Genomic DNA, 24,602 nt, shown 5'->3' with positions numbered 1-24,602 from the left:
CCCGCAGCCCCCGCCGCGCCTCGTCCGTCCCACGGAGGGGCGGCCGGCACTGGCGCGGGCGCCATGGCGGGCGGCGGCGGCGCTGCCTGCACCATGGGCGCTTCCCGCTTTCTCGCTTCCTTGGCACGGGCGGATTCGGCGGAAGCAGCCAGTTCGGCGTCCTCGGCCTGCCGGCGGCTGGCGTCGGCCGTCGGCGGCGCGGGGCGTTCAAGTGCACGCGCCTGGCGGGTCGACTTCGGCTGTGCCGCCGGCGCGGGCTCCGGTGGCGGCAACGGCGTCCCGGGGATGTCCTCGCTGGATTGAAAGGCCCGTTCGCTTTGCTGTGGGATCGGCGCGGGAGCAGGCGCGGGAGCCGGCGCAGGCGCCTGAGGCGGTGCGGCGGCGGGCGTGGCCGGAAGCTCTGCCGGTGGTGCAGCCGGCGCCGAGGCGGCCGCAGGCGCTTCGGCATCGAGCCGTGCACCGGGCACCGGCTCGCGTTGCCAGAGCACCGTCACCAGCACGCCGACCAGCAGCGTCGCGAAGGCGGCGTTCCACGGCATGCGTCCGCCGCCCGAGTCGCCAAGACCCAGCAGGCGCTTCCACCAGGCGCGCTCCAGCGTGGCAGGCCCTACCACGCGCGACGGAAACACCGATTCGTGCGCATGGTCCAGGATCGACTTGCGCGTGCGCCAGTCCGGCGCTGCCGCGTGGTCCGGCGCATGGGCCAGGGCTCGGCGCAGCCGATCGTCGCGCAGGTCTTCCATGTCTTCGCCGTTCGCCATCGCCTCGTCGCCGTTGCCGTTGCCGTTGCCGCCGCCCTTGTCATTGCCGCTCATGCCCGACGCTCCAGCACCGACAGGTAGCGCTCCATGCAGCCGCGCAGTTTCTTGAGCCCGTAGCGCAGGCGGCTGCGCACCGTCTCGAAGTTGATCTCGAGCGTCTGCGCCATCAGCTCGACCGTGAAGCCTTCCTCGTGATGCAGCAGGAAGGCGGAACGCTGGTCGTCGGGCAACTCGTCGAGGCAGGCCAGCAGGCGGCGGCCGGCTGCGCGCCAGAAGGCGAGTTCCTCGGCCGACGGGTGCGCGGCATCCGAGCCCGCTGCCGACGACGCGCCCACCAGGCCGCGGCTGAACAGGCGTGCCGCGTCGAGGCCGTCGCCCTCCTCGTCATGGGCATAGAAGGCGACCTCGCGGCCACTCAGGCGCAGCCGGTCCATTGCCAGGTTGTGGGCGATGGTGAAGGCCCACGTGCGCCAACTCGCGCCTTGCGGTGCAAAGGTCTGGCGCGCCGCGATGATGCGCATCCACGTTTCCTGGAACACCTCTTCGACCTCGGCCGCGAGGCGCATGCCCATGAGCCGCCGGACGAATCGGAACAGCGCACTCTCGTGGCGCGCATAGAGCGTGTCGAAGGCGGACGTGTCCCCGGCGGCATAGGCGAGCATCAGCTGGTCGTCCGGCATGGTGTCCTGGAGCGCGGGGTTCGCGGCGGGTGGCGCAAGCATCGGCAGATTTTCACCTCTCGTTGTACGGGCGAGCCCGGCGCCCGGGGTTAGCGATGCCTCGAAAAAATGTGCGGCGCTAACCCGATTCGCATCGGGCCGCCGTATCAGCCTGCATCCACAACCGGAGCCGCTGATGATTCCCCTGCCTTCCCGCCCCTTCTACCAACGCTCATTGGCCGCATTGCTGTGCGCCCAACTCCTGCTCGCCGGTTGCAGCAGCGGCGCGACCGAGATCGCACCCGCTGGCGCGCGCTGGCCGGCGCCCGCACCGCAGCCCGAGCCGCCGCGCTTTCCTGCGACGCAATGGCCGACGCCGGTGGCCCGCATGGTCCCGAACTTCGAGGCGCCGTCTGCCACGCACTGCGCGCGGCCGGTGCAGACGGTCGAGACGCCGGGCCGCACACCGGGCCAGCGCGACGAGTGGCGCGCCTCGGCATCGGGGCACGGTGCGGCGCGCGAGGAACGGGCGCGCCGAATGGCACCTGGCGAGACCACCGCCGATGCGCCCGCGATGTCGGCGATGCCGGCACCTGTCAGCCCGGCCAGCCCCGCCGGACGCGCGGCCAAGGAAGCACCCGCCGCGGAATCGGCAGCCGCACCCAGCTTCGCACCGCCTGCGCCCCGCCCGCAGCCGATGCCGCGGCCGCGCCCGGCGCAGGAAGTCGTCACCGCCGGCATGGTGGACGACAACGCCGACTTCAACGCCTACCTGCAGTTCCGCCAGCGCACCCAGGTCAGCCACCGGCCGCGCGACGTGAGCGAGCGTTACCTGCTCCAGGTACGCAATGCCCGCGGCCAGGCCGTGGCCGATGCCGAGGTCGCGGTGCAGGGCGCCAGCGGTGCCGCCATGTGGGCGCGCACCGATGCCGCCGGCCAGGCGTGGCTGCATCCGAACGCCTTCGACCCATCGGGCAGCGCCGTCTACGAAGTGGCCGTGCGCAAGAACGGCCGCCAAGGCACGACCTTTCTGCGCCGCGGCCAGAAGAGCGCGGTCGAACTGGTGATCGATGCCACGCCGGCCCCGCAGCGCGCCCGGCTCGACCTGGTCTTCCTGATCGACGCCACGGGCTCGATGGGCGACGAGATCGGCAAGCTCAAGGCCAGCCTGCGCAGCATCGCCGACGAGGTGGCGCGTCTGCCGAGCCGGCCGGACACCTGCTTCGGCCTGGTGGCGTATCGCGACAAGGGCGACGAGTTCATGGTGCGCCGCCACGATTTCACCAACGACCTCGGCGCCTTCCAGTCGGTGCTCGATGCCCTGCAGGCCAACGGGGGCGGCGACTATCCCGAGGCGATGAACGAGGCCCTGAACGAAACCGTGCACCGGCTCAGCTGGCGCGGCACCGACACCACGCGCATGGTGGTGCTGCTGGCCGATGCGCCGCCGCACCTGGACTACGGCGGTCCGCAGTACGACGACGACATGATGGCGGCCCTCGGGAAGGGCATCAAGCTGTTCAGCGTGGGCGCGAGCGGGCTGGACAAACAGGGCGAGTACGTGCAGCGCCAGATGGCGCAGTACACCGGCGGGCGCTTCGTGTTCCTGACGTATCGGGAGGCCACCAACCCAGGCAGCGGGCCCGGCCGCGAGACGGTGCACGACGTGAGCAACTATTCGGTGCAGACGCTGGACAGGCTGATCGTGCGGCTGGTTACCGAAGAGCTCGGAAAGCTTCCGAAAGCTGGGTGAAGCGCGCTATACTCTCGGGCTCGGCTCTTTAGCTCAGTCGGTTAGAGCGATGGAATCATAATCCACAGGTCCGCGGTTCGAGTCCGTGAAGAGCCACCAAATCCAAGGCCAGCAAGGCCGCATGAAAGCCCGCTATCTCCCGGTAGCGGGCTTTTCTCTTTGGGCATACGTGCCTCAATTCATCCCTCCCGGTAGGCCGCGAACTTCGAGGTCTTGCCGATGCCCGGATTGAGGCAGTTGCACGGGTCGAGCTTCTTGTAGAAATCGGCCAGCTGCGGTTTGGCCTCGTACAAGTGGCCCACGTTGTGCTCGGCGGGATACTCGGCACCGCGGCCATCGAGCAATTCGAGCATCTCGTGCTCCAGCGCCATGCAGTCGTTGCCCTTGGCCACGATGTAGTCCTGGTGGAACACATGGCACAGGAAGTGGCCGTAGTACAGCTTCAGGATGATCGGCCGCTCGATCGGCGCCGGAAGGCGCTCGAACCAATCACGATCGTTCCGGCGCAAGGCGATGTCGAGCGCGACGATGTCCTCGACCTTCCGGTGATGCACCGCGCGGTAGCGCACGGCCGCACTGGCCGCTGCGAAGCGATGCAGGAAGGCCTTGCGCCCTTCCTCGTCGGTGCACTCGAAATACGCACCTTCCGCGTCCGCGAAGTGCCGCGACAGGAACACGCGCACTTCGTCCACGCCCTGCGCCGGCACCTTGAGCATCAGGTGGTGTTCGTACTGGCTCCGAAAGTCGGTCAGGCGTGTGGGCAGGTGATCGGGCAGGCACGCGCTGGCCCATTGCAACAACCGGTCCGTCAGGTGCTTCGGCAGAAAGCCGAAGCGATCGAACCAGGCATCGCAGCGGGTCTTCCAACCGAAGAAGGTCGGCAGCCAACCAGTGCCCAGCTTGTCGATGATGACGAACAAGTCCTTGCCATACTCACGCGCCACGTCGAAGGCATCGCGGTGCAGGTATTCACCCGCGATCGGCAGGTGGGTGAAGCGGGACAGCGCATGGCGCCGGATGTCGGTGAGCACCGCCGTGTCGTTGGTGCCGATGTAGAACACCTTCGCATCTTTTTCCGCGGCGAAGGTGTCCAGGCGCACCGCGAAGGCCATTACCTTGCCGGCCGAGCCCGAGGCTTCGAACAGCCGCCGAGGGTCGGCGTTGAAGCGCGCGGGCGTCAGCGCATCGACGTCGCGGACATGGGCCGCGTACTCGTGGTCCGATGCCGCCGCGCCGTCGCGCACGTCGGCATCCGTGAACGTGCCGCTTTCGATGCGCGACAGCATCTCTTCGGGGGTGCCGCGCAGCTCGATGCCCAGGTGATTCACGAGTCGGGGAACGCCCGCTGCATCGACCGCAGCGAACAGCGCCATCTCGGTGTAGGCCGGCCCGCGCTGAACCAGCGAGCCGCCCGAGTTGTTGCTGATGCCGCCCAGCACCGACGCGCCTATGCACGACGAGCCGATCACCGAGTGCGGTTCGCGTCCGAGCGGTTTGAGCGCGCGTTCGAGTTGGTCGAGCGTCGTGCCGCCGATGCAGATCACCTGGCGCCCGCCGTCGATCAGATGGACTTGCCGGATGCGCGTGGTGCTGACGATGACCACGTCGCGGTCATAGCCGTCGCCGTCGGGCGTCGAGCCGCCGGTCAACCCGGTGTTCGACGCCTGGGTGATGACGATCGCCCGCGCCGCGACGCAGGCCTTCAACACGCGCCATTGCTCGACCAGCGTGCCAGGCCGCACCACCGTCAACACACGGCCGGCGCCGAAGCGGTACCCCGTGCGATAGCGGCGCGTGCGGGCATCGCCGGTCAGCACATGGCGGTGGCCGACGATGCCGGCGAGCGACTCCAGCAGGTCTGCGCTCGCGTCCAATCCGGAAGCGGGGAGCGGCGTCACGGCGGACATGGCGTCCCCGGCCCTAGCCTTGCCTTGCCGCCGTGCGCTGCGCGAGCACCAGCACCACGCCCGCCAGCAGCGCGCCCGCCACGACCACCAGGCCCGCATTCGTGCTGTGCGTCACCTCTTTCATCCACCCGATGACGGACGGGCTCACGAAGCCGGCCAGGTTGCCGATCGAATTGATCAGCGCGATGCCGGCCGCGGCTGCGGTGCCGGTCAACAAGGCGGCGGGGTAGGTCCAGAAGACCGGCATCGCCGACAGCACGCCGGCGGTGGCGAGCGACAGCGTGAGCAACGAGAGCACGACGCTGCCCGAATGAAGGGTGCTCGCATAGAAGCCGATGGCGGCCGCTGAGACGGCCAGCGCAAGATGCCAGCGGCGTTCCTTGAGCCGGTCGGAATTGCGTGCGACCAGGATCATCGACACGATCCCGACCGTGTACGGCACCGCCGTCAGCAAGCCGATGTCCAGCACGCCCTTCACCCCGGCCGTCGCGATCAAGGTCGGCAAGTAGAAGCTCACGCCGTACAGGCCCATCATGCAGCAGAAGTAGATGGCGGCCAGCCACCACACGCGGCGGTTCGACACCACGCCCTTGAGCGAATGGTCCGCGCTGGCAGGCTCCTCGCGTGCGATGTTGTCTTCGAGCAGTTGCTTCTCGCGGTCGTTGAGCCACGACGCGCTCCGAATTCCGTTCGGCAGCATGAAGAGCGTCGCAACGCCGAGCAGGAGCGAAGGAATGGCCTCCAGCAGAAAGAGCCACTGCCAGTTCGCGAGCCCATGCACGCCGTTGAACGCCTGCATGATCCAGCCCGACAGCGGGCCGCCGATGACGCCCGCCACTGGAATGCCGATCATGAACAAGGCGTTCATGCGGCCGCGGCGCGCCGACGGATACCAGTAGGTCAGGTACAGCACGATCCCCGGAAAGAACCCGGCCTCCGCCAGGCCGAGCACGAAGCGCAGGAAATAGAACATGCCGGGCGTCGTCACGAACATCGTGGCCGCCGAGACCAACGCCCAGGTCACCATGATGCGGGCGATCCACACTCGCGCGCCCAGGCGATGCATCAGCATGTTGCTCGGCACCTCGAACAGGAAGTAGCCGATGAAGAAGATGCCGGCGCCCAGCCCGTAGACCGCCTCGCTGAACTTCAGGTCATTCAGCATCTGCAGCTTCGCGAAGCCCACGTTGACGCGATCGAGGTAGGCCGCGACGTAGCAGATGAACAGAAAGGGCAGCAGGCGCCAGGTGACTTTCGAGTACGTCGCGTTCTCGAAGTCGCCGGTGGCGGGCTTGGAATGGGCAGTGGGAGCAGGCCGGGTGGCCGTGCCTGCCAGGTTGTGCGGGTTCAATTGAAGTCTCCTCGTGTGTGCGCGGCATCGGCTTCACATCGCGCCGGTTTCGTGAAGCCGGGCGGATTGTTCCGCGCCAAAAGGAGCCTGTGGGCCCTCTGCGGGCCGGTCAGACCAGTTGTTGCGCCGCCCGCGTCCGGGCGCCTGCGGTCACGCGCCGGTCTGCGTCGCTCATGCGCCGGCTTCGGGCTGCAGCGTGCCCCGCACGATCTGCGCGCCCTCCGCCTCGATTTCGCGGAGGCAGGCGACCGTGGTGTCGATGTGCTCGCTCGCGACCTTGCGCGCCTGCTCGGACTGCCGGTCCATCACGGCCTTGTAGAGGCGCGCGTGCTGCTTGTCGATCACGCGCTTCTCGGCCTCGCGACCGTACAGGTTGTTGACCGACGCGAAGACCGAGCCCAGCAGCAGTTCGGTGACCGAACTCAGCATGTGCACCAGCACCGGGTTGTGCGAGGCCTGGCAGATGGCCAGATGAAACGCATAGTCGGACCGCGCATGCACCGACTCGCCCACGTGGCGCTCGTTGGCTTCGACCAGCTCCTCGTAGCGGCGGGTGATCAGCGCGAAGTCGGCCTGCGTGCCGCGCAGCGCGGCAAGACGCGCGGACTCCGACTCGAGCATCTCGCGGACTTCGAAGATGTCGAAGAGCGTCCTGGGCTGCGATCCGAGCAGATGCATCATCGGCGTGGCGGCGGACTGCCGGGTCAACACCGCTACGAAGGAGCCGCGGCCATGCGTGGTGTCGATGATCCCGCGCGTGCGCAACACTTTCAGCCCTTCACGAACCGCCGACCGCGAGGCACCCAGCTTGGTGGTGAGGCGCCGCTCGGAAGGCAGCGCCTGCCCCGGCTTGAGCGTGCCTTCGGCGATCAGCCGCTCGATGCGCTCGGCGACCGCATCCGCGATCTGCGTGTCGTGTTCCAGACTTTCTTCCTGCATGGCATACCTCGCTGCGCATCGCCGAACCGGCCGATCGCTGAAATCCCCACACCCGGCACTATAGGAGCCATCCGCGCAACTGGTCCGACCACTTTGATTTAAGTCCGGTCCTGCATTCGGCGTGCGATTTGTCCGACATCGTTTGCGCGGAATGCTCCGACCATCGAGCGCTTAGCCCAAACCCCGGAGCACGCCAGATGGACTCTCCCGCTGCCGCAGTGCACAAGCGGTATCAACGCTTTTTCGCCTGGACCTTCGCTCTGGCGACCGTCCTGGCCGCTGTGCTGATCTGGATCGAGATGGCTTTTCCGCCACAGCCTTTCGTATATCCGGCGCCACCCGCGGCCGCCGGTGGAACGGCAGCAGGCGTGCCGTTCGATTCGCACGACTTCCAGCTGCTGGTGACCGTCGCCGCCATGATCGCGGCACTCGTTTCCCTCATCGGGCTGGTGGTGTCGGCTCCGCTCGCCTGGCGAGATGCGCGCAGGGTGCGCTCGGATGCAGCCGTCGAGTTGGCCCTCAAGCGACAGGATCACATCAACTGGCTGGCGGCGGAACGGGCTGGCGCCTGGCCGGGCAATGTCGTTTCGATGCCTCGGACGCGTGCGAGGGTGAGCAGCCGGCTGCCGAGGCGCGTTCACGGCGGCGCCCACATGGGCTGACGCCCTGCGGCGTTGGAGGAGAAGCACCGCCCGTGCCGGGGGTGGCTTGTTCGCCTATTGCTGATCTTTGGGACGGAACGCGCTGAGGAATTCAGCGGTCTTGTCTGCCGTCGACGCGGCGGCGTGCGCCGGCGCCACCACACCAGTGGCCGAGATCGACACACTGCCGCGAGGCGTCGTCGACGTCGCAGCGCCATCGCTCTTGCAGCCCGCGAAGCCGCCGGTCACCGCGATTGCGGCTGCGACCACCCTCCACGATCGGTTCACTGTCAGCTCCTTGTTGTCGCCGCGGTCATGCGTGGCGCGCGACAGGATGCTAACCTAAAAATACAACCTAAGTTCTCTTTTTGCCCGGAGTAGGTAGTAATCAGTATTAATATATAGAGCCAATCTGGCCAACCCCCGCCCACGGAACCACCCATGCCTCGCGAGCGAACGACCATCGGCACCGTCTCCGAGGAGCCGTCCGACCGAAGCCGGCTGGCACCGCTGAACCCCGCTCATTTGACGCACGAGCCTTGGCCCAAGCGTTGGTCGTGGACGCGCTTCGTCGGCGGTGCGGCATTGGGGGCGCTGGTCGTCGAAGCGTTGAGGCGAATCGTCTGACCCTTGCTCGGAGCTTCACGTCGAATCACCGTCGGTGCGCACCGCGGAGGGACGACTAAGAGCCCTTCGGGTCCGCGTCCTCAAGCAACCGGCTTGGGCTCTCAAGCTTTTTGGGGCGCGCGACTGACATCGTTCGTGCGTCTTGGGCTGGCTGCGGCGAATGGATCGGCGTTGGAGAAGGCGACTTTGTTGTCTTCTCGAAAAACGTCAACATTCCCTTCAACTTAATTTCAAAAACCCTCCCATTGTTATTGATCAGGCTCTGAATATTGGTGGGATAACGACTGCCAGCGCTTCCATTAACGGTTGCGGTTAGGATGCCGCTCACAATCTGGCAGAACTTCTGCTCGGGGAATGTCAAAGTGTAGTCCCCCGCCTGCCCGGCAACGTGGGGGAGCACAAGACGTAGAAGCAATGCCCTCAAAAAAGAAACTTTTGCATCAGGAGTGAACTCATCGGCTATGCCGAATGCGTCGGCTTGATAGAAAATGCGCTCGATCACACTTTGGAGTTCATTGTTCTCAAAGTGGATGTTCATCAGCCTTGCGACAGCCTGCTTCGACACCTCGAGCAAAATTCCATCCCATCTTGGATCAGCGGACACAGGCTTACCCGCTTGATCGAGCTTCACGTCTGCAAACTTAGATCTGTAGTCGCATTCACGTAATCCGCCTCGAATAGCCGCGATCAACGGTCGTGCGATCTGTTCGCCAAACGGTCTAAAAACATCGGAGAACTCGCTGATGGCCACCGAGTTCTGCCTGAACAATCCCAAATTGAAAACGCCTTCGCTGGCATACACTTCGCTGGCAAGCTCCTTCAGCAGCGCAACGATAGCTTCTTCCTTTCGGTTCTGAAAATAATAGATCGGGCTCTCGGTTGCGATCTCGACACTCAGCGCGTCGTTTAAAAAGCCTCGCGATGGTGCCGGCATTGATTCTGCTTCGGCACGAAGACAAGCCGAAATATACGAATTCAGGACGCCTCCCACTCTTGTTAGCAGTTTATCGAGGACCGCCGGTGGCGCTTCAAATCCGGCAAACAGGCCTTGCGCAAGTTTGAGAATTGCCAGCTTGTCATACACATCGATCGACAGCGTGCTTGCATCCCTCGGACAAAGAAAGTTCTCTGCCGCACGCCACTTGGCTTCCGAAAGCGCTGCTTGCAATTCCTTCCGGCTTTCGCTGGATTTGAAAATCTCCGGGAACACGAGGGTGTAAATGTCGTTGGTGTCTCGCTTCTTCACGACCACATTCGGCCTGGGCTCGTGCGCCTTCACAGGTGCTTTGTCGACGAGTGTCGGCGCCAGCACTTGCGGAACCGGGGATTCATCCATTTTGATGAGCTGCTCAGGCGTGTCGCCCAGCCGCGCACTGGTCTTGCCGTATTTGTGACTGAACGTCCTCAGCGATTGCCGCCTCGGGTCCGACTCTGTCGAATCAGTGTTCGAACCGATTTTCAAAGTCGAGCGTTCAAGGTGCTTTCTGCGAGTCAACGGGCGCTTGTGAATCGTCGAATCACTGAGCATCGAAATGTCCGCCGAGACGACTGATGACTCAGAAGATGAATCTTCAGGCTTTTTGAGATCGATTTTTTTAACGATTAAAGAAGAAGTTCTTGGGAGATTTGTATTCGCGTTCATTGACTGCTTATCTCGATCGAATAATTGATGAAGGGCATTCCTCAAACCAAAATGGCCGACGCCAATCTTGTTCCGATTATCGGCCTGGGCATAAAGCAATCATCCGCCGATCCGACAATTTCCTTCCGAATTGCTTCTGTCTGCTCGACGTAAAACGTCATCACGTAGGCGGTATAGTCACCATCCAATTCACCGGCCTCTGGCAATCTTGCACAAAATATCGCATGCCCCGCCGCCGCATCGAATGCGTAATAATTTTCCGGCTGCCCCCGCATGCGAAGATTGAGTGCTAGCAGTCGTTCGCAAGTCGCGGCACGATGATTCAGACCGGGACTACCCAGCTCGATATAACAATAGATCGAATCGCTGTCGACCGCATCGTCGAATACAAGAAGAATTTCGACTTCATCGACCGTAAAGCGGTTCAAAGGCTGGCGATGGGATTTGTCGATTTGCAGTGCGCGCGCAGTGTCGGCGCACAATTCTTCGAACATTGTTTGATTCAAGAGACTTCCTTCATTTTCATTCGGCGGCAATATCACCGAATGCGGCGTCTCTGTAACAATCCGGGAACATCAGTTCCCCCTTCTCAACTCCCGGCCGGCATCGTCGATAAGCAGACGCTTTCGCGATTCGGCAATTCCGCCTTCGTGAGGATGCCCTGCAGAATCGCTGGCAACTCGAAGGTCGCGCGGTTGTTCACTCGCCGGGTCGCAGACCTGTAGCGTTCGAGGTCCCCCACCAGTTCATCGACCGCGCCCGGCACCCGGGCGTAGCTGGACCGCACCAGCCCAACCCCCTGCTCGCGCACCCATTGGGCGTTGTAGCGCTCCTGCGGCAAGGTCCAGCTGTTGCATACCACGATCACCGGCAAATGCAGCTGCACCGCCTCGCTGACGCTGCCCGGGCCCGGCTTGCCGATGAAGAAGTCCGACAGCTGCATGTAATGCGCCACGTCGGGCGTGAAGCCCAGCACCAGGCGCGGCGCTTTCGCCGGCAGTGCGCGCAGCGCGTCGGCGAGCGCCTCGTTGTGCCCGCAGGCCAGGATCAGCTGCGTGTCGGGCAGGCGTTTGGCGATGCCGAGCATGGCCCGCGAGCCCTGCCCGCCGAAGAGCACCAGCCCGGTCGGGCGGTCCGGGTCCAGCCCGAGCCGCTGGCGCTCCGCTGCCCGGTCGACCGGCTGGGTCTCGTAGAAAGCGGAGCGAATCATCATCCCGGAGGTCCGGTGGATGCGATCCTCAGCATGGCCTGCAGCCCGCGCCTGCTGCACAGCCTTGTCCGAGCCGCAGACGAAGTGCTGGTCCTGCGCCTTCTCGATCCAGAAATGCGGCGGATGGTCGGCCAGGTCCGTGAGCACCGTCACGTAGGGCACGCCCGGCAGCGCGGTGGCGACCGACTCGTAGAGCGAGCGGTTGAAGTTGGGAATCAGCGAGACCACCATGTCCGGTTCGGTCGCCAGCCAGTGCTGCTGCAGCGGCCGCACCAGTTGGGGATGGGCCCAGCGGATCAGCGCCTGCAGCACCTTGAGCTCGTGCCGCAGCCCCAGCGTCCAGCCGCGTGCCAGTCGCTTGTTGTAGACGTCCTCCGGGTCCATGCCGGTGATGCGTCGAAAGCCGTCCTTCGGATCGAGCACCTCGCGCAGGTTGACCAGGCGCACGGTCCACGGCAGCCCGGCGCGCGAGATGGCGGCTTCCAGCGCCAGCGCGGAGGCACGATGCCCGCCGCCGGCGTTGAAGTACACCAGGTCGACCGTGCGGCGAGCCTCGTGCCGCGCCCCGGTCATGCGTGCGCCGGCATGCGCCGCGAAGCTGCCCGGTCGGCTCGCGTGCTCACCGGCATGTGCTGCGACCAGTGCAGGATCTCGAGCGTGCCGTCCGCCTGCTCGGCCAGCGCCGTGAGGCTCTCCACCCAGTCGCCGTCGTTGGCGTAGAGAATGCCGTCGATGTCGCGCAGCTCGGCATGGTGGATGTGGCCGCAGACCACGCCCTGCACGCCACGCTTGCGGGCCTCGCGCGCCACCGCGCTCTCGAAATCGCCGACGTAGCTGACCGCACGCTTGACCTTGAGCTTCAGGTACTTCGACAGCGACCAGTAGGGCAAGCCCATGCGGGCGCGCAGCGAGTTGAGATGGCGATTGAGCCTGAGCGTGAACTCGTAGAGCGAGTCGCCCACGTAGGCCAGCCACTTGGCGCACTGGATCACGCCGTCGAACAGGTCGCCGTGCATCACCCACAGCTTGCGGCCGTCGGCGGTCTCGTGAATCCACTCGTCCGCGACGTCGATGCCGCCGAAGTTGTGGTGCAGGTACTTGCGGGCGAACTCGTCGTGGTTGCCCGGGATGAAGATCACGCGCGTGCCCTTGCGTGCCTTGCGCAGCAGCTTCTGGATCACGTCGTTGTGGGCCTGCGGCCAGTACCAGTGCCGCCGCAGCTGCCAGCCGTCGATGATGTCGCCGACCAGGAACAGGGTGTCGCACTCGGTGTGCTTCAGGAAGTCGAGCAGCGCCCTGGCCTGGCAGCCCGGCGTGCCCAGGTGCAGGTCGGAAATCCAGAGGGTGCGAAAGCGCTGCGGGGTGCGGCTGGCATCGTCCTCGTCCGCCCCCAGGGCGGCCTCGGCCGTATTGCGCCATGCACGAAGAAAGGCGTCATCTCGTTGCATGGCTGGTCATGGTCGCCAGCCCGGATGACGCGGACATGGCGCCGCGGTGAAGCTTGAGTGACAGTTCGAGTGCAGACAAGCCCGCGGCTGGCGCGGCAGGCCGTCACAAGTCTTCGCGCGCGGTCACGCGCTGTCGTCGCAGCGCTGGATCTCGATGGTCGAGTGCCGTATTTCCTCGTGCATCGCGAAGGTCGCGCGCACCTCGTCGGCCGTGAGCGTGGGCGAATGCGTGACCACCGTGAGCGCGCAGGCATAGGCGCCCTGCCCGACCCGCCACACGTGCAGGTCGGCAACGCGGGTGAACGATTCGGCCAGACCCTGTTCCACGCCCTCCCGGATTTCGTCGACCACCGGGTGGTCCATCTCGCGGTCGAGCAGCACCTTGCCCGTCTCGACCAGCAGGCCGCGTGCCCAGCTGGCCACGAGCACGGCGCCGACGATGCCCATCATCGGGTCGAGCCAGGCCCAGCCGTAGAGCCAGCCACCGGCCAGCGCGAGGATGGCGAGCACGGAGGTGGCGGCGTCGGCCAACACGTGCAGGTAGGCGGAGCGCAGGTTCAGATCGTGGCCATGCGCAGCGTCTTCGTGATGATGACCATGGTGGTCGCCATGGTCATGGTGATGGTGGTGCGCCCCGCCCAGCAGCTTCGCGCACAGCAGGTTGATGGCCAGGCCGGCCACCGCCACCACCATCGCCTCCCGGTAGTGGATGGGCGCCGGCGACCACAGCCGCTCCAGCGAGCCCACCACCATCAGCACCGCCACGCCCAGCAGGAACAGCGCGCTGGCGAAGCCGCCCAGCACTTCGATCTTCCAGGTGCCGAAGGCGAAGCGACGGTCGGCGGCGTAGCGCCGGGCGGCCGCGTAGGCGAAAGCGCTGAGCCCAATCGCCACCGCATGCGAGCTCATGTGCCAGCCGTCGGCCAGCAGCGCCATCGAGTTGAACCACCAGCCGGCCCCGATCTCCAGCAGCATCGCGGCGGCCGTGATCCACATCACCAGGCGGGTGCTGCGTTCGGCCTCGTGCCGGTCTTCTTGAAAGCGGTGTTCGTGCTGCCAGCCGCTGAGGTCGTGCGTGTGCATCGCTGAAAAAGAGGTTCTAGTTGCCGAACATGTCGCCGTCGCGCTGCGGTGGGGCGACGCCCAGGTGCCGGTAGGCGGCCAGCGTGGCGATGCGGCCGCGCGGCGTGCGCTGCAGGTAGCCCTGCTGGATCAGGTAGGGCTCGATCACGTCCTCGATGGTGCCCGGCTCCTCGCCGATGCTGGCCGCGATGTTGTCCAGGCCGACCGGGCCGCCGTCGAAGCGGTGGATCACGGCCTCGAGCAGCTTGCGGTCCATCAGGTCGAAGCCCTGCGGGTCGACGTCGAGCATGGCCAGCGCCTTGTGCGCCAGCTCCACCGTGATGCGGCCGTCGCCCTTGACCTGCGCATAGTCGCGCACCCGGCGCAGCAGGCGGTTGGCGATGCGGGGGGTGCCGCGCGAGCGGCGGGCGATCTCCAGGCCGCCGGCTTCGTCGGTCGGCACCGAAAGCAGCTTGGCGCTGCGGTGCACGATGCGCGCCAGCTCCTCGGCCGTGTAGAACTCCAGCCGCGCCACGATGCCGAAGCGGTCGCGCAAGGGGTTCGTCAGCATGCCGGCTCGGGTGGTGGCGCCGACCAGGGTGAAGGGCTGCAGGTCGAGCTTGATGCTGCGTGCGGCCGGGCCCTCGCCGATCATGATGTCGATCTGGTAGTCCTCCAGCGCGGGGTAGAGGATTTCCTCCACCACCGGCGACAGTCGGTGGATCTCGTCGATGAAGAGCACGTCGTTGCGCTCGAGGTTGGTCAGCAGCGCGGCCAGGTCCTTGGGCTTTTCGAGCACCGGGCCCGAAGTCTGCCGCAGGTTCACGCCCAGCTCGGCCGCGATGATGTGCGACAGCGTGGTCTTGCCCAGGCCCGGCGGGCCGAAGAGCAGCACGTGGTCGAGTGCCTCGGCGCGATGCCGCGCGGCGCCGATGAAGATCTCGAGCTGCTCGCGCACCTTGGCCTGGCCCACGTACTCGTCGAGCAGCTTGGGACGCAGCGCCCGTTCGATCGCCTCTTCGTTCGGCGAGGCCGGTGCTGCGGAGACCACGCGCTGCGGGGCCGGGGCGAAGTCGTCGGTCTGGATGCTCATGGGGGGCTTGGGCTGTCGGGACAGTTTAGTCGGCCACCGAAGTCCAGGCCGGCGCCGGGCCGCCCCAAGGCGGCCTGCGCCCCCTCGGGGGGCAGCGAGTACACGAAGTGACGGAGCGTGGGGGCCTATATCCTGCAGAATGCGCCACCGAGGAGGATGGGTGTGTCCATCTATGAACTGAAGCCGCGATTCCAGGCCTTGCTGCGCCCGTTGGTGCAGCGCCTTCACGCCATGGGCGTCACTGCCAACCAGGTGACAGTCGCGGCCTGCGCCATCTCGGTCGCGCTCGGCCTCTGGCTGTTCTTCGCGTCGCCCGGCGCCGCCGCCTTCGCGCTGATCCCGCTGTGGATGTTCCTGCGCATGGCCTTCAACGCGATCGACGGCATGCTCGCGCGCGAGCACGGCCAGCAGAGTGCGCTGGGTGCCTTCCTCAACGAACTGACCGACGTGCTGTCGGATGCCGCGCTGTATTTGCCTTTCGCGCTGGTCGCGCCCTTCAGCCCCTTTTGGGTCGGCACGGTGATCGTGCTCGCGGGCCTGTCGGAATTCACCGGTGCGCTGGGGCCGACCGTCGGCGCCTCGCGGCGCTACGACGGACCGATGGGCAAGAGCGACCGCGCCTTCGTGTTCGGCGCACTGGGCCTGTACATTGCGCTCGGCGGTCCGCTGCCGGTGTGGAGCGCAGTTCTCATGCCCTTGATGGCCGCGCTGATCGCCTGGACCATCGTCAACCGCATCCGGCGGGCGCTGGTCGAAGCCCGCGCCACGACGCGCCCGTAAAAGCAGAAGAAGAAGGAAGCCGATGACGCAGACGAGAGACGCCCGCCAGCCCCGAACCGCCGGCGAACGCCATTTCCAGACGCACGACGGCGTGTCGCTGTTCTACCGGCACTGGCCGGCGGCCGAAGGCACGCGGCGCGGCGCAATCGTGCTGTTTCACCGGGGCCACGAGCACGGCGCCCGCATGGCCCACCTGGTCGACGAACTGAACCTGCCCGACTTCGACTTCTTCGCCTGGGATGCCCGCGGGCACGGTCGCTCGCCGGGGCAGCGCGGCTACAGCCCCGGCTTCGCGACCTCGGTGCGCGACGTCCAGACCTTCGTCGAGCACATCGGCAGCGCGCACGGCGTGGCGCCACAGGACATCCACGTCGTCGCCCAGAGCGTGGGTGCGGTGCTCGTCGCGACCTGGGCCCACGACTACGCGCCGCGCGTGCGCGGGCTGACGCTGGCCTCGCCGGCCTTCAAGGTCAAGCTCTACGTGCCCTTCGCGCGGCCGGGCCTGGCGCTCATGCACAAGCTGCGCGGGCTGTTCTTCGTCAACAGCTACGTCAAGCCGAAATTCCTCACGCACGACCCGGCACGCATCGCCAGCTACCAAAGCGATCCGCTGATCACGCGGCCGATCGCGGTCAACATCCTGCTGGGCCTGTACGAGGCGGCCGACCGCGTGGTGGCCGATGCCCAGGCGATCACGCTGCCGACGCAGCTGCTCATCTCGGGCGCCGACTGGGTGGTGCATCACAAGCCTCAGCACGATTTCTTCGAGCGGCTGGGCAGCACGATCAAGCGCAAGCTCGAACTGCCCGGCTTCTTTCACGACACGCTGGGCGAGAAGGACCGCGGCCCGGCCGTCCAGGCCATTCGCGACTTCGTGCTCGAGTTGTTCGCCCAGCCGCCGCAGCCGGTCGACCTGCGCGGTGCCGACCGCAGCGGCGCGACGGCCGACGAATCGCGGGCATTGGCCGAGCCCCTGTCGCCCTGGTCGCCGCGCGGTGCGTACTGGGCCATCACGCGCGCCGGCCTTCGCTTCGGTGGCCTGGTGTCGCAAGGCGTGAAGCTCGGCCACCAGACCGGCTTCGATTCGGGCAGCACGCTCGACTACGTCTACCGCAACGAAGCGCGGGGCGCCGGCCCAGTGGGCCGCCTCGTCGACCGCAACTACCTCGACGCCATCGGCTGGCGCGGCATCCGGCAGCGCAAGCTTCACGTCGAAGAGCTGCTGCGCAAGGCGATGGAACTGCTCGCCGAACAGCACCGAGAGGTGCGCGTGATGGACATCGCCGCCGGCCACGGCCGCTACGTGCTCGACGCGGTGCAGGCCAGCCCGGTGAAGGCCAGCTCGATCCTGCTGCGCGACTACAGCGACATCAACGTGCGCGACGGCCGCGCGCTCATCGCGCAGAAAGAGCTGCAGGACAGCGCCCAGTTCGTGCAGGCCGACGCCTTCGACCGCCTGAGCCTGGCCAGCGTGCAGCCGCGGCCCACGCTCGCCGTGGTGTCGGGCCTGTACGAGCTCTTCCCCGACAACGAGATGGTGAGCCGCTCGCTGGCCGGCGTCGGCGATGCGGTGGAAGACCGCGGCTACCTGGTCTACACGGGACAGCCCTGGCACCCGCAGTTGGAGATGATCGCGCGCGCGCTCACCAGCCATCGGCAGGGCCAGGCCTGGGTGATGCGCCGCCGCACGCAAGCCGAGATGGACCAGCTCGTCGAGGCCGCGGGCTTTCGCAAGATCGACCAGCGCGTGGACGAGTGGGGCATCTTCACCGTGTCTCTTGCGGTGCGCACGGGTCCATGAAGGCAAGCAGGCCGCGCCCCTGGAAACGCGCCGCCGCCTGGCTGGCACTGCTGGGGCCGCTGTTCTATGCCAGCTATGGTTTCGCGAACTGGTGGGCATCCACGCGCGCCGTGGTGCCGACGCTGTACTTCGAATGGGAGCGCAGCGTCCCGTTCTGGGCGTGGACCATCTTTCCGTACTGGACCATCAACGCGTTCTATGCACTCTCGGTGTTCCTGGCCCGCGACCGCCACGAGCTGGACCGGCACGGCGCGCGGCTGCTGACAGCGCAGGTGCTGGCGGTGACCTGCTTCGTGCTGTGGCCGCTTCGCTTCAGCTTCGGACAGCCGGCCGTCGAGGGCGCGCCGGCCCTTCTCTTCGATGCGCTGCGGGGCTTCGACCAACCCTTCAACCAGGCGCCCTCGCTGCACATCGCGCTGGCCGTGATCCTGTGGGACTTCTATCGGCGCCGCATCCACGCGATGTGGGCGCGGGGCGTGCTGCACCTGTGGACCTTCGCGATCTGCGCCTCGGTGCTGACCACCTGGCAGCATCACTTCATCGACATCCCCACGGGCGCGCTGCTGGGGCTGGTCTGCGTCTGGCTATGGCCGCTGGAGCGCGTGGTGTCGCTGCCGTTCGGCTGGCGGCTGGCGCGTGACGTACAGCGCTGGAAGCTGGCGGCGGCCTATGCGGCGGGCGCGCTGCTCTTCTTCGCCGCGGCCTTCGCGCTCCGCGGCATGGCGCTGTGGCTCGCCTGGTTCGGCATCGCGCTGTTGCTGGTCGCGCTGAACTACGCAGGCCTCGGCGCCCGCGGCTTCGGCATGGATCGCCATGGCAGGATGCGCTGGAGCGCGCGCTGGCTCTTCGCCCCCTATCGCCTGGGTGCGGCGCTCAATGCGCGCGTCTGGACGCGCGGCCTGCCCGCCTCGGTGCAAGTCGCGCCAGGCCTGCGCCTGGGCCGGCGGCCCAGCCACGCCGAGTGGGAGGCGGCGGGCCGCCCCGCGCTCGTCAGCCTGTGCGCCGAGCTGCAATTGCCGCCCGTGCCCACGGCCCGCTGCGTGCCGATGCTCGACCTGGTGCTGCCACCCGCGCAGCAGTTGCGCCGCGCGGCCGCCGTGATCGAGGGGCTGCGCAGCCGCGGCGAGCCGGTGTGGGTCTGCTGCGCGCTGGGCTTCTCGCGCAGCGCGGCTTCGGTCGTCGCCTGGCTGGGCCTGCACGGGCGTGCCGCCAGCCTCGACGGCGCGCACGCGGTCGTGCGGCAGGCACGGCCTCAGATCGTGCTGCGCAGCGGCTGGTTGACGCTGCTGGACCAATTGACATCCCGAAAGGCGCGCCATGAATGACGACGACCGCGCCCTGTGCGCTGCCACGGCCGGCCTGCTGCAGGCCGGCAGCGCGCTCGCGGCCTGGGGCCTCGCGCTGTCCGTGGTCGCCGGCGTGGTGCTGGCCCTGACGGGGCGCTCCCTGCCCTTCGCGGCATGGACCACGCTCGCGGCCGTCGCGCTGCTCGGCCTGCCCGAACGCTACCTGGCGCTGCGCATCCGCCTCGACGCGGCACTCTTCGACGGCCTGGCCAAGGACACGATTCCTTCCACGGGCGCCATGGACCGGGCGCTCGAGACGCTGGGCCTGCGTCGCAGCGTCGATGGCAAGCGCACCCTGTACGACCGGGTGCTCGGTGCGCGCCAGTTGCTGCAGCGGCATGGCATCGTGGTGGTGGCGCAGACCATCGTGTTCGCCATGGCGCTCGCCATGCAGGACTGGAAATGAACCACGCTCCCAGCCTGCCGCGCCAGGCAGCCGCCATCGTCTCGGCCTGGTTGATCGTGCTGTTCGCGAAGCTGCTGACCGGCGTGCGCGCGATCTGGAGCGGGACCGGGCCGAAGGCCGAGCAGACGCTCTACTTCGCCAACCACACGAGCCACGGCGACTTCGTCCTGCTGTGGGCCACGCTGCCACCCGACCTGCGCGCGCTGACGCGGCCGGTCGCGGGGCAGGACTACTGGGAAGCCTCGAAACTGCGCCTCTTCATCGGCCGGGACGTTTTCAACGCACTGATGATCCGCCGCGACGGCAGCGCAGCGCCGGGCAGCGAGGCCGCAACCAATCCGGTCGACCAGATGAAGGAGGCGCTGCAAGGCGGCGACTCGCTGATCATGTTCCCCGAGGGCACGCGCAACATCGGCGAAGAGGTGCTGCTGCCGCTCAAGAGCGGGCTCTACCACCTGGCGCGTGCCTGCCCGCAAGTGCGGCTGGTGCCGGTGTGGATCGAGAACCTCAAGCGCGTGCTGCCCAAGGGCACGCTGGTGCCGGTGCCGCTGGCCTGCACCGTGCGCTACGGCGCGCCGATCGCGCTGGAGGAAGGCGAGGACAAGGCCGCGTTCATTGCCAGGGCGCGCGCCGCGATGCTGGACCTGCGGCCCGAGTACGACCGTGAAGAGCACTGACCCGACGCCATGACCCTGAACGCCTCGACCCACGCCACCTGGATGCTTTTCGGCGGCGTCGCCGGCGTGCTGATCCTCGCTTCGGCCATCGGCGCGCTGCTCAAGTGGCGCGTCGCGCATGGCGGGCCGCATTCGGTCATCGACAACCTCAACGCCCGCGTCAAGGCCTGGTGGGTGATGGTGGCCGTGATCGGCCTGGCCTTCGCCTTCGGCAAGGGCGGGGTGATCGTGCTCTTCTACCTGATCTCGTTCTACGCGCTGCGCGAGTTCATGAGCCTGGCCTACACGCGGCGCGGCGACCATCACGCGATCGCGGTGGCCTTCTTCGTCGCATTGCCGGTGCAGTACTTCCTGATCTGGATCGAGTGGTACGGGCTCTACGCGATCTTCATCCCCGTGTATGCCTTCCTGGTGCTGCCCATCCTCGCGGCGGTAGGCGGCGACACCAAGCGCTTCCTCGAGCGAACCTCGAAGGTGCAATGGGGCCTGATGGTCTGCGTGTTCTGCATCAGCCACGTGCCGGCGCTGCTCACCCTGCAGATCCCCGGCTTCGAGGGCCGCAACCTGCTGCTGATCGCCTTCCTCGTGATCGTGGTGCAGGGCAGCGACGTGCTGCAGTACGTCTGGGGCAAGCTCTTCGGGCGGCGCAAGGTGGCGCCCGAGCTGTCGCCATCCAAAACCTGGGAAGGCCTGATCGGCGGGGTGGCCAGCGCCACCGCGCTCGGCGCGGCGCTCTACTGGGCCACGCCCTTCAATCCGTGGCAGGCGGCGCTGATGTCACTCACCATCTGCGTGATGGGCTTCTTCGGCGGGCTGGTCATGTCGGCCATCAAGCGCGACCGCGGCGTGAAAGACTGGGGCACGATGATCGAGGGCCACGGCGGCATGCTCGACCGGCTGGACTCGGTGGTCTTCGCGGCGCCGATCTATTTCCACGCACTGCGCTTCTGGTGGACAACTTAGCTCTCCCCCAGGCTCCCCCACTTCGTGTGGTCCGCCAACCTTTCGCCGGGGGCAACACCGGCGGCCCGGCAAAGCCGATTCCGCGGTGTTCCTGGTATCACCACCCTGGCGCCCCGAAATTGGTTACTTTGCGAGGGCCTTCAGCGCCAGCTTGATGCCATCGCCCACCGCCACGTCCTTGGGCAATGCCTTCAGCGCGGCCGCGGCCTCGCGGTCGCTGTAGCCCAGCGCCACCAGGGCCTGCAGGATGTCGGCCTGTGCGTCGCTGGCCGCGTGGACCGGCGCGCCGATCTCGGCGCCCAGCTTGCCCTTGAGCTCCAGCAGCAGCCGTTCGGCCGTCTTCTTGCCGATGCCGGGAATCTTCACCAGGCGGCCTGCCTCCTGCAGCGTGACCGCCTGCGCGATCTCGGCCACGCTCATGCCGCTGAGCAGGCCCAGCGCCGTGCGCGGCCCCACGCCCGAAATCTTGATCAGCTGGCGGAAGGCCGCGCGCTCTTCGCCGGTGCCGAAGCCGTAGAGGATCTGCGCGTCCTCGCGCACCACGAAGTGCGTGAGCAGCGAAACGCGCTCGCCGGTGCCGGGCAGGTTGTAGAAGGTGCTCATCGGCACGTCCACCTCGTAGCCGACCCCATTGCAGTCCACCACCACCTGGGGCGGATTGCGCTCGGCCAGGATGCCGGTGAGTTTGCCTATCATGGGTGCCCTTTTCGAAAATGAAATCCGCGTGATTCTGCGACACACCTTCGCCCCGCCCAATAACACCCGCCTGTCGCACCTGTGCGGGCCGCTGGACGGGCACCTGCGGCGCATCGAGGAAGCGCTGGACGTCAAGATCGCGCACCGCCACGAACAGTTCAAGGTCGACGGCCACAAGGTCAACGCGCAGCGCGCGCTCGAGGTGCTGCAGGCGCTGTACGAGATCGCGCAGCGGCCCATCGATGCGGCGGTCGTGCAGCTCACGCTGGCCGGCGACAGCTCGCTCGGCGAAGACGAAGACGGCGCCGTGACGCTCGCGACGCGGCGCGCCGGCCTGAAGGCGCGCACGCCCAACCAGAGCGTGTACCTGCACAACATCGCCAACCACGACATCACCTTGGGCATCGGCCCGGCCGGCACCGGCAAGACCTACCTGGCGGTGGCCAGCGCGGTCGACGCGCTGGAGCGCAGCGCGGTGCAGCGCATCGTGCTCACGCGACCGGCGGTGGAGGCCGGCGAGCGGCTCGGCTTCCTGCCGGGGGACCTGACGCAGAAAGTCGACCCCTACCTGCGCCCGCTCTACGATGCGCTCTACGACCTGATGGGCTTCGAGCGCGTGCAGAAGGCCTTCGAGCGCAACACGCTGGAGATCGCGCCGCTGGCCTTCATGCGCGGGCGCACGCTCAACAACGCCTTCGTGATCCTCGACGAGGCGCAGAACACCACGCCCGAGCAGATGAAGATGTTTCTGACCCGCATCGGCTTCGGCGCCAAGGCGGTGGTGACGGGCGACGTGAGCCAGGTCGACCTGCCCAAGGGCCAGCTCAGCGGGTTGGTGGATGCGGAACGCGTGCTCAGGCGGGTCAACGGCATCGCCATCACCCACTTCAACACCAGCGACGTGGTGCGGCATCCGTTGGTGGCACGCATCGTCGATGCCTACGACGGCGCGCGCAAGCGGGCCGACGCGCGCGGATGACGCTGGCCGACCTGTCGCTCTCGCTGCAGTTCGCGCGCTTTCGCGACGTGGCGCGGCATCGCGCGGCGCTGCCGCGCCACCGGGTCGCGCGGTGGATCCGCCATTCGCTGGACGGCGACGGCGAGATCACCGTGCGCATCGTCGATGCCGAGGAAGGCCAGCAGCTCAACCGGGAGTTTCGCGGCAAGGACTACGCGACGAACGTACTGACCTTCGACTATGCGCAGGCGCCGGTGGTGATGGCGGACCTCGTGCTCTGTGCACCCGTGGTTGCGCGCGAAGCGAAGGAGCAACGCAAGACCCTGGCCGCGCACTATGCCCACTTGCTGGTGCACGGGACGCTGCATGCGCAGGGCTGGGACCACGAGACCGGCGAAGCCGATGCGGAAGCCATGGAAGCCCGCGAGGTCGAGATCCTCGCGCGGCTCGGTATCCGCAACCCCTACTGAACCTGCAAGGGAATGGTGACGGGGCCGTCGTTGACGAGCCGCACCTGCATGTCGGCACCGAATTCGCCGGTGGCCACGACCGAATGCGCCTCGCGCGCCCGCGCCACGAAGTACTCGTAGAGCCGCCGGCCCTCGTCGGGCGGCGCCGCCAGCGTGAAGCTCGGGCGGTTGCCACCGCGGGTGTCGGCGGCCAGCGTGAACTGGCTCACCACGAGCAGTCCGCCACCGATGTCCTGAACGCTGCGGTTCATCTTGCCGGCCTCGTCGGAGAAGATGCGCAGCTTGAGCATCTTCGCGAGCAGACGGTCGGCCAAGGCGTCGTGGTCGCCGCGTTCGGCGCACAGCAGCACCAGCAGGCCGGGCCCGATCTGGCCCACGGTCTGCCCCGCGATGTCGACACGGGCCTCGGCCACGCGCTGCAGCAATGCCTTCACGATGCGATGCCCTCCTTGTTCTGGGTGGCGCGCGCCTCCATGCCCAACGGCAGCAGCTGGATCGTCACGCGCAGGCCGGGCACGGCGTCCATGAGTGCCTGCTCGAGCGTGTCGCGCAGGCCGGCGGCGCGCTGCAGTGGCCATTCGCCCGGGACGTGCATGTGCAGGTCGGCGAAGCGGCGCTGGCCAGCGCGGCGCGTCACGATGTCGTCGAAGCGCAACTGCGCGCCTTCGGGCACGCTGGCGGCGAACTCCGTCAGCACGGCATGCAGCAGGGCCTGCGCTTCTGGATCGACGGCCTCGTCCATCAGGCCCTGCGACGATCGCCAGACCAGCTTGACGCCTTCGCGCGCGATGTTGAGCGCCACGCCGATCGCCAGCACCGGGTCGAGCCAGAGCCAGCCCGTCAGGCTGACCGCGACGATGCCCACCAGCACGGCGGCGGAGGTCCAGACGTCGGCCACCAGGTGCCTGGCGTCGGCTTCCAGCGCGATCGAGCGATGGGTGCGCGCGGCGCGGAACAGGGCCATCGCCAGCGCGGCATTGAACGCCGAACTCAGCACCGACAGCGCGAGACCCCATCCCAGCTGCTCCAGCGGCTGAGGCGACAGCAGCCGCACCACCGACACCCACAGGATGGCCGCGGCCGCGGCGATGATCAGGATGCCCTCGAAGCCCGAGGAGAAGTACTCGGCCTTGTGGTGGCCGTAGGGATGGTCCTCGTCGGCCGGCCGCGCCGCGATCGTCACCATTGCCAGCGCGAACATCGCGCTGGCCAGGTTCACGAAGGACTCCATGGCATCGGAGATCAGGCCCATCGAGTTGGTCAGCCAGCCGGCCAGGCCCTTGAGGACGATGGTGACGAGCGCGACCGCAATCGAGGCGCGAAGCAGCGCCTGGGGGCTCCAGCTCTTGGATGAAGGAAGGGGACGCGAGTTGGGCAAGGAATATCGAAGACGGCGCCGCCGGCGGTCGCGC

The 24,602-nt window shown here is 67.2% G+C and carries 25 protein-coding genes, 1 tRNA gene and 1 pseudogene; 12 read left to right on the top strand and 15 right to left on the bottom strand.

Annotated features, from left to right (window positions below):
- Both B0W80_RS35385 and B0W80_RS08015 read right to left on the bottom strand, forming a co-directional pair.
- Nucleotides 1-815 (bottom strand): annotated as a pseudogene (locus B0W80_RS35385) (hypothetical protein); the annotation flags it as partial.
- A complete protein-coding gene (locus B0W80_RS08015) occupies nt 812-1,483 on the bottom strand; it encodes a sigma-70 family RNA polymerase sigma factor (RefSeq protein WP_076998594.1) in 672 nt (223 codons plus the stop codon). The pseudogene B0W80_RS35385 and the gene B0W80_RS08015, both read right to left, overlap by 4 nt.
- A gap of 133 nt (nt 1,484-1,616) precedes the next feature.
- Between B0W80_RS08015 and B0W80_RS08010 the strand changes: the two genes are divergently transcribed.
- Together B0W80_RS08010 and B0W80_RS08005 are read left to right on the top strand one after the other, a co-directional pair.
- Nucleotides 1,617-3,173, top strand: a complete 1,557-nt coding sequence (locus tag B0W80_RS08010) for a VWA domain-containing protein (protein ID WP_076998593.1) — start codon at nt 1,617-1,619, stop codon at nt 3,171-3,173.
- 22 nt (nt 3,174-3,195) lie between these two features.
- A tRNA-Met gene (locus B0W80_RS08005) sits at nt 3,196-3,272 on the top strand.
- 80 nt (nt 3,273-3,352) lie between these two features.
- On the opposite strand, the gene dld is transcribed toward B0W80_RS08005, so the two are convergent.
- The 3 genes from dld to glcC all read right to left on the bottom strand — a co-directional run bounded on the left by dld (nt 3,353) and on the right by glcC (nt 7,370).
- Entirely contained in the window at nt 3,353-5,080 is a 1,728-nt protein-coding gene (gene dld, locus B0W80_RS08000; RefSeq protein ID WP_076998592.1) for a D-lactate dehydrogenase, read from the bottom strand.
- Nucleotides 5,081-5,093: 13 nt separating this feature from the next.
- On the bottom strand, nt 5,094-6,416 hold the full coding sequence (locus B0W80_RS07995; RefSeq protein ID WP_076998604.1) for an MFS transporter: 1,323 nt from the start codon (nt 6,414-6,416) through the stop codon (nt 5,094-5,096).
- A 186-nt stretch (nt 6,417-6,602) separates the two neighbouring features.
- The gene (glcC, locus tag B0W80_RS07990; protein WP_076998591.1) at nt 6,603-7,370 is read right to left on the bottom strand and encodes a transcriptional regulator GlcC; all 768 of its coding nucleotides are present in this window, start codon (nt 7,368-7,370) and stop codon (nt 6,603-6,605) included.
- A gap of 197 nt (nt 7,371-7,567) precedes the next feature.
- Here glcC and B0W80_RS07985 point away from each other — a divergent pair, with 197 nt between their 5' ends.
- Complete coding sequence (locus B0W80_RS07985; RefSeq protein ID WP_076998590.1) at nt 7,568-8,032, top strand: hypothetical protein; 465 nt, start codon at nt 7,568-7,570, stop codon at nt 8,030-8,032.
- Nucleotides 8,033-8,086: 54 nt separating this feature from the next.
- Here B0W80_RS07985 and B0W80_RS34780 read toward each other — a convergent pair whose 3' ends face one another.
- Nucleotides 8,087-8,299 carry a hypothetical protein gene (locus B0W80_RS34780; protein ID WP_143684524.1) on the bottom strand — a complete coding sequence of 71 codons (213 nt, stop codon included), beginning with the start codon at nt 8,297-8,299 and terminating at the stop codon, nt 8,087-8,089.
- 153 nt (nt 8,300-8,452) lie between these two features.
- Between B0W80_RS34780 and B0W80_RS34775 the strand changes: the two genes are divergently transcribed.
- On the top strand, nt 8,453-8,638 hold the full coding sequence (locus tag B0W80_RS34775) for a hypothetical protein (protein WP_143684523.1): 186 nt from the start codon (nt 8,453-8,455) through the stop codon (nt 8,636-8,638).
- Between the two features lie 55 nt (nt 8,639-8,693).
- Here B0W80_RS34775 and B0W80_RS07975 read toward each other — a convergent pair whose 3' ends face one another.
- From B0W80_RS07975 to ruvB, 6 genes are all read right to left on the bottom strand, one after another.
- Nucleotides 8,694-10,280 (bottom strand): hypothetical protein, encoded by a 1,587-nt coding sequence (locus tag B0W80_RS07975; RefSeq protein ID WP_143684522.1) that lies wholly within the window; start codon nt 10,278-10,280, stop codon nt 8,694-8,696.
- A 41-nt stretch (nt 10,281-10,321) separates the two neighbouring features.
- Nucleotides 10,322-10,786 carry a hypothetical protein gene (locus B0W80_RS07970; protein WP_143684521.1) on the bottom strand — a complete coding sequence of 155 codons (465 nt, stop codon included), beginning with the start codon at nt 10,784-10,786 and terminating at the stop codon, nt 10,322-10,324.
- Between the two features lie 83 nt (nt 10,787-10,869).
- Complete coding sequence (locus B0W80_RS07965) at nt 10,870-12,063, bottom strand: glycosyltransferase (protein ID WP_076998586.1); 1,194 nt, start codon at nt 12,061-12,063, stop codon at nt 10,870-10,872.
- Nucleotides 12,060-12,938, bottom strand: coding sequence for a UDP-2,3-diacylglucosamine diphosphatase (locus tag B0W80_RS07960; RefSeq protein ID WP_076998585.1), 879 nt, complete (start codon nt 12,936-12,938; stop codon nt 12,060-12,062). The genes B0W80_RS07965 and B0W80_RS07960 overlap by 4 nt, the downstream gene beginning before the upstream one ends.
- Before the next feature lie 123 nt (nt 12,939-13,061).
- Nucleotides 13,062-14,021, bottom strand: a complete 960-nt coding sequence (gene dmeF, locus B0W80_RS07955) for a CDF family Co(II)/Ni(II) efflux transporter DmeF (protein ID WP_076998584.1) — start codon at nt 14,019-14,021, stop codon at nt 13,062-13,064.
- Nucleotides 14,022-14,037: 16 nt separating this feature from the next.
- Nucleotides 14,038-15,093, bottom strand: a complete 1,056-nt coding sequence (gene ruvB, locus B0W80_RS07950) for a Holliday junction branch migration DNA helicase RuvB (RefSeq protein ID WP_076998583.1) — start codon at nt 15,091-15,093, stop codon at nt 14,038-14,040.
- 162 nt (nt 15,094-15,255) lie between these two features.
- On the opposite strand from ruvB, the gene B0W80_RS07945 reads away from it, so the two are divergent.
- Genes B0W80_RS07945 through B0W80_RS07920 form a run of 6 tightly spaced genes read left to right on the top strand, consistent with a single transcriptional unit; the run spans nt 15,256 to nt 21,066 of the window.
- Nucleotides 15,256-15,873 carry a CDP-alcohol phosphatidyltransferase family protein gene (locus B0W80_RS07945; protein WP_076998603.1) on the top strand — a complete coding sequence of 206 codons (618 nt, stop codon included), beginning with the start codon at nt 15,256-15,258 and terminating at the stop codon, nt 15,871-15,873.
- 22 nt (nt 15,874-15,895) lie between these two features.
- Entirely contained in the window at nt 15,896-17,674 is a 1,779-nt protein-coding gene (locus tag B0W80_RS07940; RefSeq protein WP_076998582.1) for a bifunctional alpha/beta hydrolase/class I SAM-dependent methyltransferase, read from the top strand.
- A complete protein-coding gene (locus B0W80_RS07935; protein WP_076998581.1) occupies nt 17,671-18,999 on the top strand; it encodes a phosphatase PAP2/dual specificity phosphatase family protein in 1,329 nt (442 codons plus the stop codon). The genes B0W80_RS07940 and B0W80_RS07935 overlap by 4 nt, the downstream gene beginning before the upstream one ends.
- Nucleotides 18,992-19,426: a hypothetical protein gene (locus B0W80_RS07930; RefSeq protein WP_076998580.1), complete on the top strand. Its 435-nt coding sequence runs from the start codon at nt 18,992-18,994 to the stop codon at nt 19,424-19,426. Before B0W80_RS07935 ends, B0W80_RS07930 begins: the two co-directional genes overlap by 8 nt.
- Entirely contained in the window at nt 19,423-20,103 is a 681-nt protein-coding gene (locus tag B0W80_RS07925) for a 1-acyl-sn-glycerol-3-phosphate acyltransferase (protein ID WP_076998579.1), read from the top strand. The genes B0W80_RS07930 and B0W80_RS07925 overlap by 4 nt, the downstream gene beginning before the upstream one ends.
- 9 nt (nt 20,104-20,112) lie before the next feature.
- Entirely contained in the window at nt 20,113-21,066 is a 954-nt protein-coding gene (locus B0W80_RS07920) for a phosphatidate cytidylyltransferase (RefSeq protein WP_076998578.1), read from the top strand.
- 123 nt (nt 21,067-21,189) lie between these two features.
- On the opposite strand, the gene ruvA is transcribed toward B0W80_RS07920, so the two are convergent.
- Nucleotides 21,190-21,762, bottom strand: a complete 573-nt coding sequence (gene ruvA / locus B0W80_RS07915; RefSeq protein ID WP_076998577.1) for a Holliday junction branch migration protein RuvA — start codon at nt 21,760-21,762, stop codon at nt 21,190-21,192.
- Between ruvA and B0W80_RS07910 the strand changes: the two genes are divergently transcribed.
- Nucleotides 21,761-22,741 carry a PhoH family protein gene (locus B0W80_RS07910; protein ID WP_179106854.1) on the top strand — a complete coding sequence of 327 codons (981 nt, stop codon included), beginning with the start codon at nt 21,761-21,763 and terminating at the stop codon, nt 22,739-22,741. The two genes, ruvA and B0W80_RS07910, sit on opposite strands and share 2 nt — an antisense overlap.
- Entirely contained in the window at nt 22,738-23,190 is a 453-nt protein-coding gene (gene ybeY, locus B0W80_RS07905; protein ID WP_076998576.1) for an rRNA maturation RNase YbeY, read from the top strand. Before B0W80_RS07910 ends, ybeY begins: the two co-directional genes overlap by 4 nt.
- Here ybeY and dtd read toward each other — a convergent pair.
- Both dtd and B0W80_RS07895 read right to left on the bottom strand, forming a co-directional pair.
- Nucleotides 23,184-23,624 (bottom strand): D-aminoacyl-tRNA deacylase, encoded by a 441-nt coding sequence (dtd, locus tag B0W80_RS07900; protein WP_076998575.1) that lies wholly within the window; start codon nt 23,622-23,624, stop codon nt 23,184-23,186. The two genes, ybeY and dtd, sit on opposite strands and share 7 nt — an antisense overlap.
- The gene (locus B0W80_RS07895; RefSeq protein ID WP_076998574.1) at nt 23,621-24,568 is read right to left on the bottom strand and encodes a cation diffusion facilitator family transporter; all 948 of its coding nucleotides are present in this window, start codon (nt 24,566-24,568) and stop codon (nt 23,621-23,623) included. The genes dtd and B0W80_RS07895 overlap by 4 nt, the downstream gene beginning before the upstream one ends.
- Between the last annotated feature and the right edge of the window lie 34 nt (nt 24,569-24,602).

The organism is Variovorax sp. KK3, from assembly GCF_001984055.1.
Classification (GTDB): Bacteria; Pseudomonadota; Gammaproteobacteria; order Burkholderiales; family Burkholderiaceae_C; genus Variovorax.
The sequence above is the reverse complement of the archived record's forward strand: the minus strand, read 5'-3'. Positions and strand labels throughout refer to the sequence as shown.

Bases quoted from the DNA above. Each gene is read 5' to 3' on its own strand.
- B0W80_RS07910 (WP_179106854.1), top strand. From the start codon at position 21,761: ATGGGTGCCCTTTTCGAAAATGAAATCCGCGTGATTCTGCGACACACC.
- B0W80_RS07925 (WP_076998579.1), top strand. From the start codon at position 19,423: ATGAACCACGCTCCCAGCCTGCCGCGCCAGGCAGCCGCCATCGTCTCG.
- B0W80_RS07930 (WP_076998580.1), top strand. From the start codon at position 18,992: ATGAATGACGACGACCGCGCCCTGTGCGCTGCCACGGCCGGCCTGCTG.
- dld (WP_076998592.1), bottom strand. From the start codon at position 5,080: ATGTCCGCCGTGACGCCGCTCCCCGCTTCCGGATTGGACGCGAGCGCA.
- ybeY (WP_076998576.1), top strand. From the start codon at position 22,738: ATGACGCTGGCCGACCTGTCGCTCTCGCTGCAGTTCGCGCGCTTTCGC.
- B0W80_RS07960 (WP_076998585.1), bottom strand. From the start codon at position 12,938: ATGCAACGAGATGACGCCTTTCTTCGTGCATGGCGCAATACGGCCGAG.
- ruvB (WP_076998583.1), bottom strand. From the start codon at position 15,093: ATGAGCATCCAGACCGACGACTTCGCCCCGGCCCCGCAGCGCGTGGTC.
- B0W80_RS07985 (WP_076998590.1), top strand. From the start codon at position 7,568: ATGGACTCTCCCGCTGCCGCAGTGCACAAGCGGTATCAACGCTTTTTC.
- B0W80_RS07975 (WP_143684522.1), bottom strand. From the start codon at position 10,280: ATGAACGCGAATACAAATCTCCCAAGAACTTCTTCTTTAATCGTTAAA.
- B0W80_RS07965 (WP_076998586.1), bottom strand. From the start codon at position 12,063: ATGACCGGGGCGCGGCACGAGGCTCGCCGCACGGTCGACCTGGTGTAC.
- glcC (WP_076998591.1), bottom strand. From the start codon at position 7,370: ATGCAGGAAGAAAGTCTGGAACACGACACGCAGATCGCGGATGCGGTC.
- B0W80_RS07940 (WP_076998582.1), top strand. From the start codon at position 15,896: ATGACGCAGACGAGAGACGCCCGCCAGCCCCGAACCGCCGGCGAACGC.
- dmeF (WP_076998584.1), bottom strand. From the start codon at position 14,021: ATGCACACGCACGACCTCAGCGGCTGGCAGCACGAACACCGCTTTCAA.
- B0W80_RS08015 (WP_076998594.1), bottom strand. From the start codon at position 1,483: ATGCTTGCGCCACCCGCCGCGAACCCCGCGCTCCAGGACACCATGCCG.
- ruvA (WP_076998577.1), bottom strand. From the start codon at position 21,762: ATGATAGGCAAACTCACCGGCATCCTGGCCGAGCGCAATCCGCCCCAG.
- B0W80_RS07935 (WP_076998581.1), top strand. From the start codon at position 17,671: ATGAAGGCAAGCAGGCCGCGCCCCTGGAAACGCGCCGCCGCCTGGCTG.
- B0W80_RS08010 (WP_076998593.1), top strand. From the start codon at position 1,617: ATGATTCCCCTGCCTTCCCGCCCCTTCTACCAACGCTCATTGGCCGCA.
- B0W80_RS07920 (WP_076998578.1), top strand. From the start codon at position 20,113: ATGACCCTGAACGCCTCGACCCACGCCACCTGGATGCTTTTCGGCGGC.
- B0W80_RS34775 (WP_143684523.1), top strand. From the start codon at position 8,453: ATGCCTCGCGAGCGAACGACCATCGGCACCGTCTCCGAGGAGCCGTCC.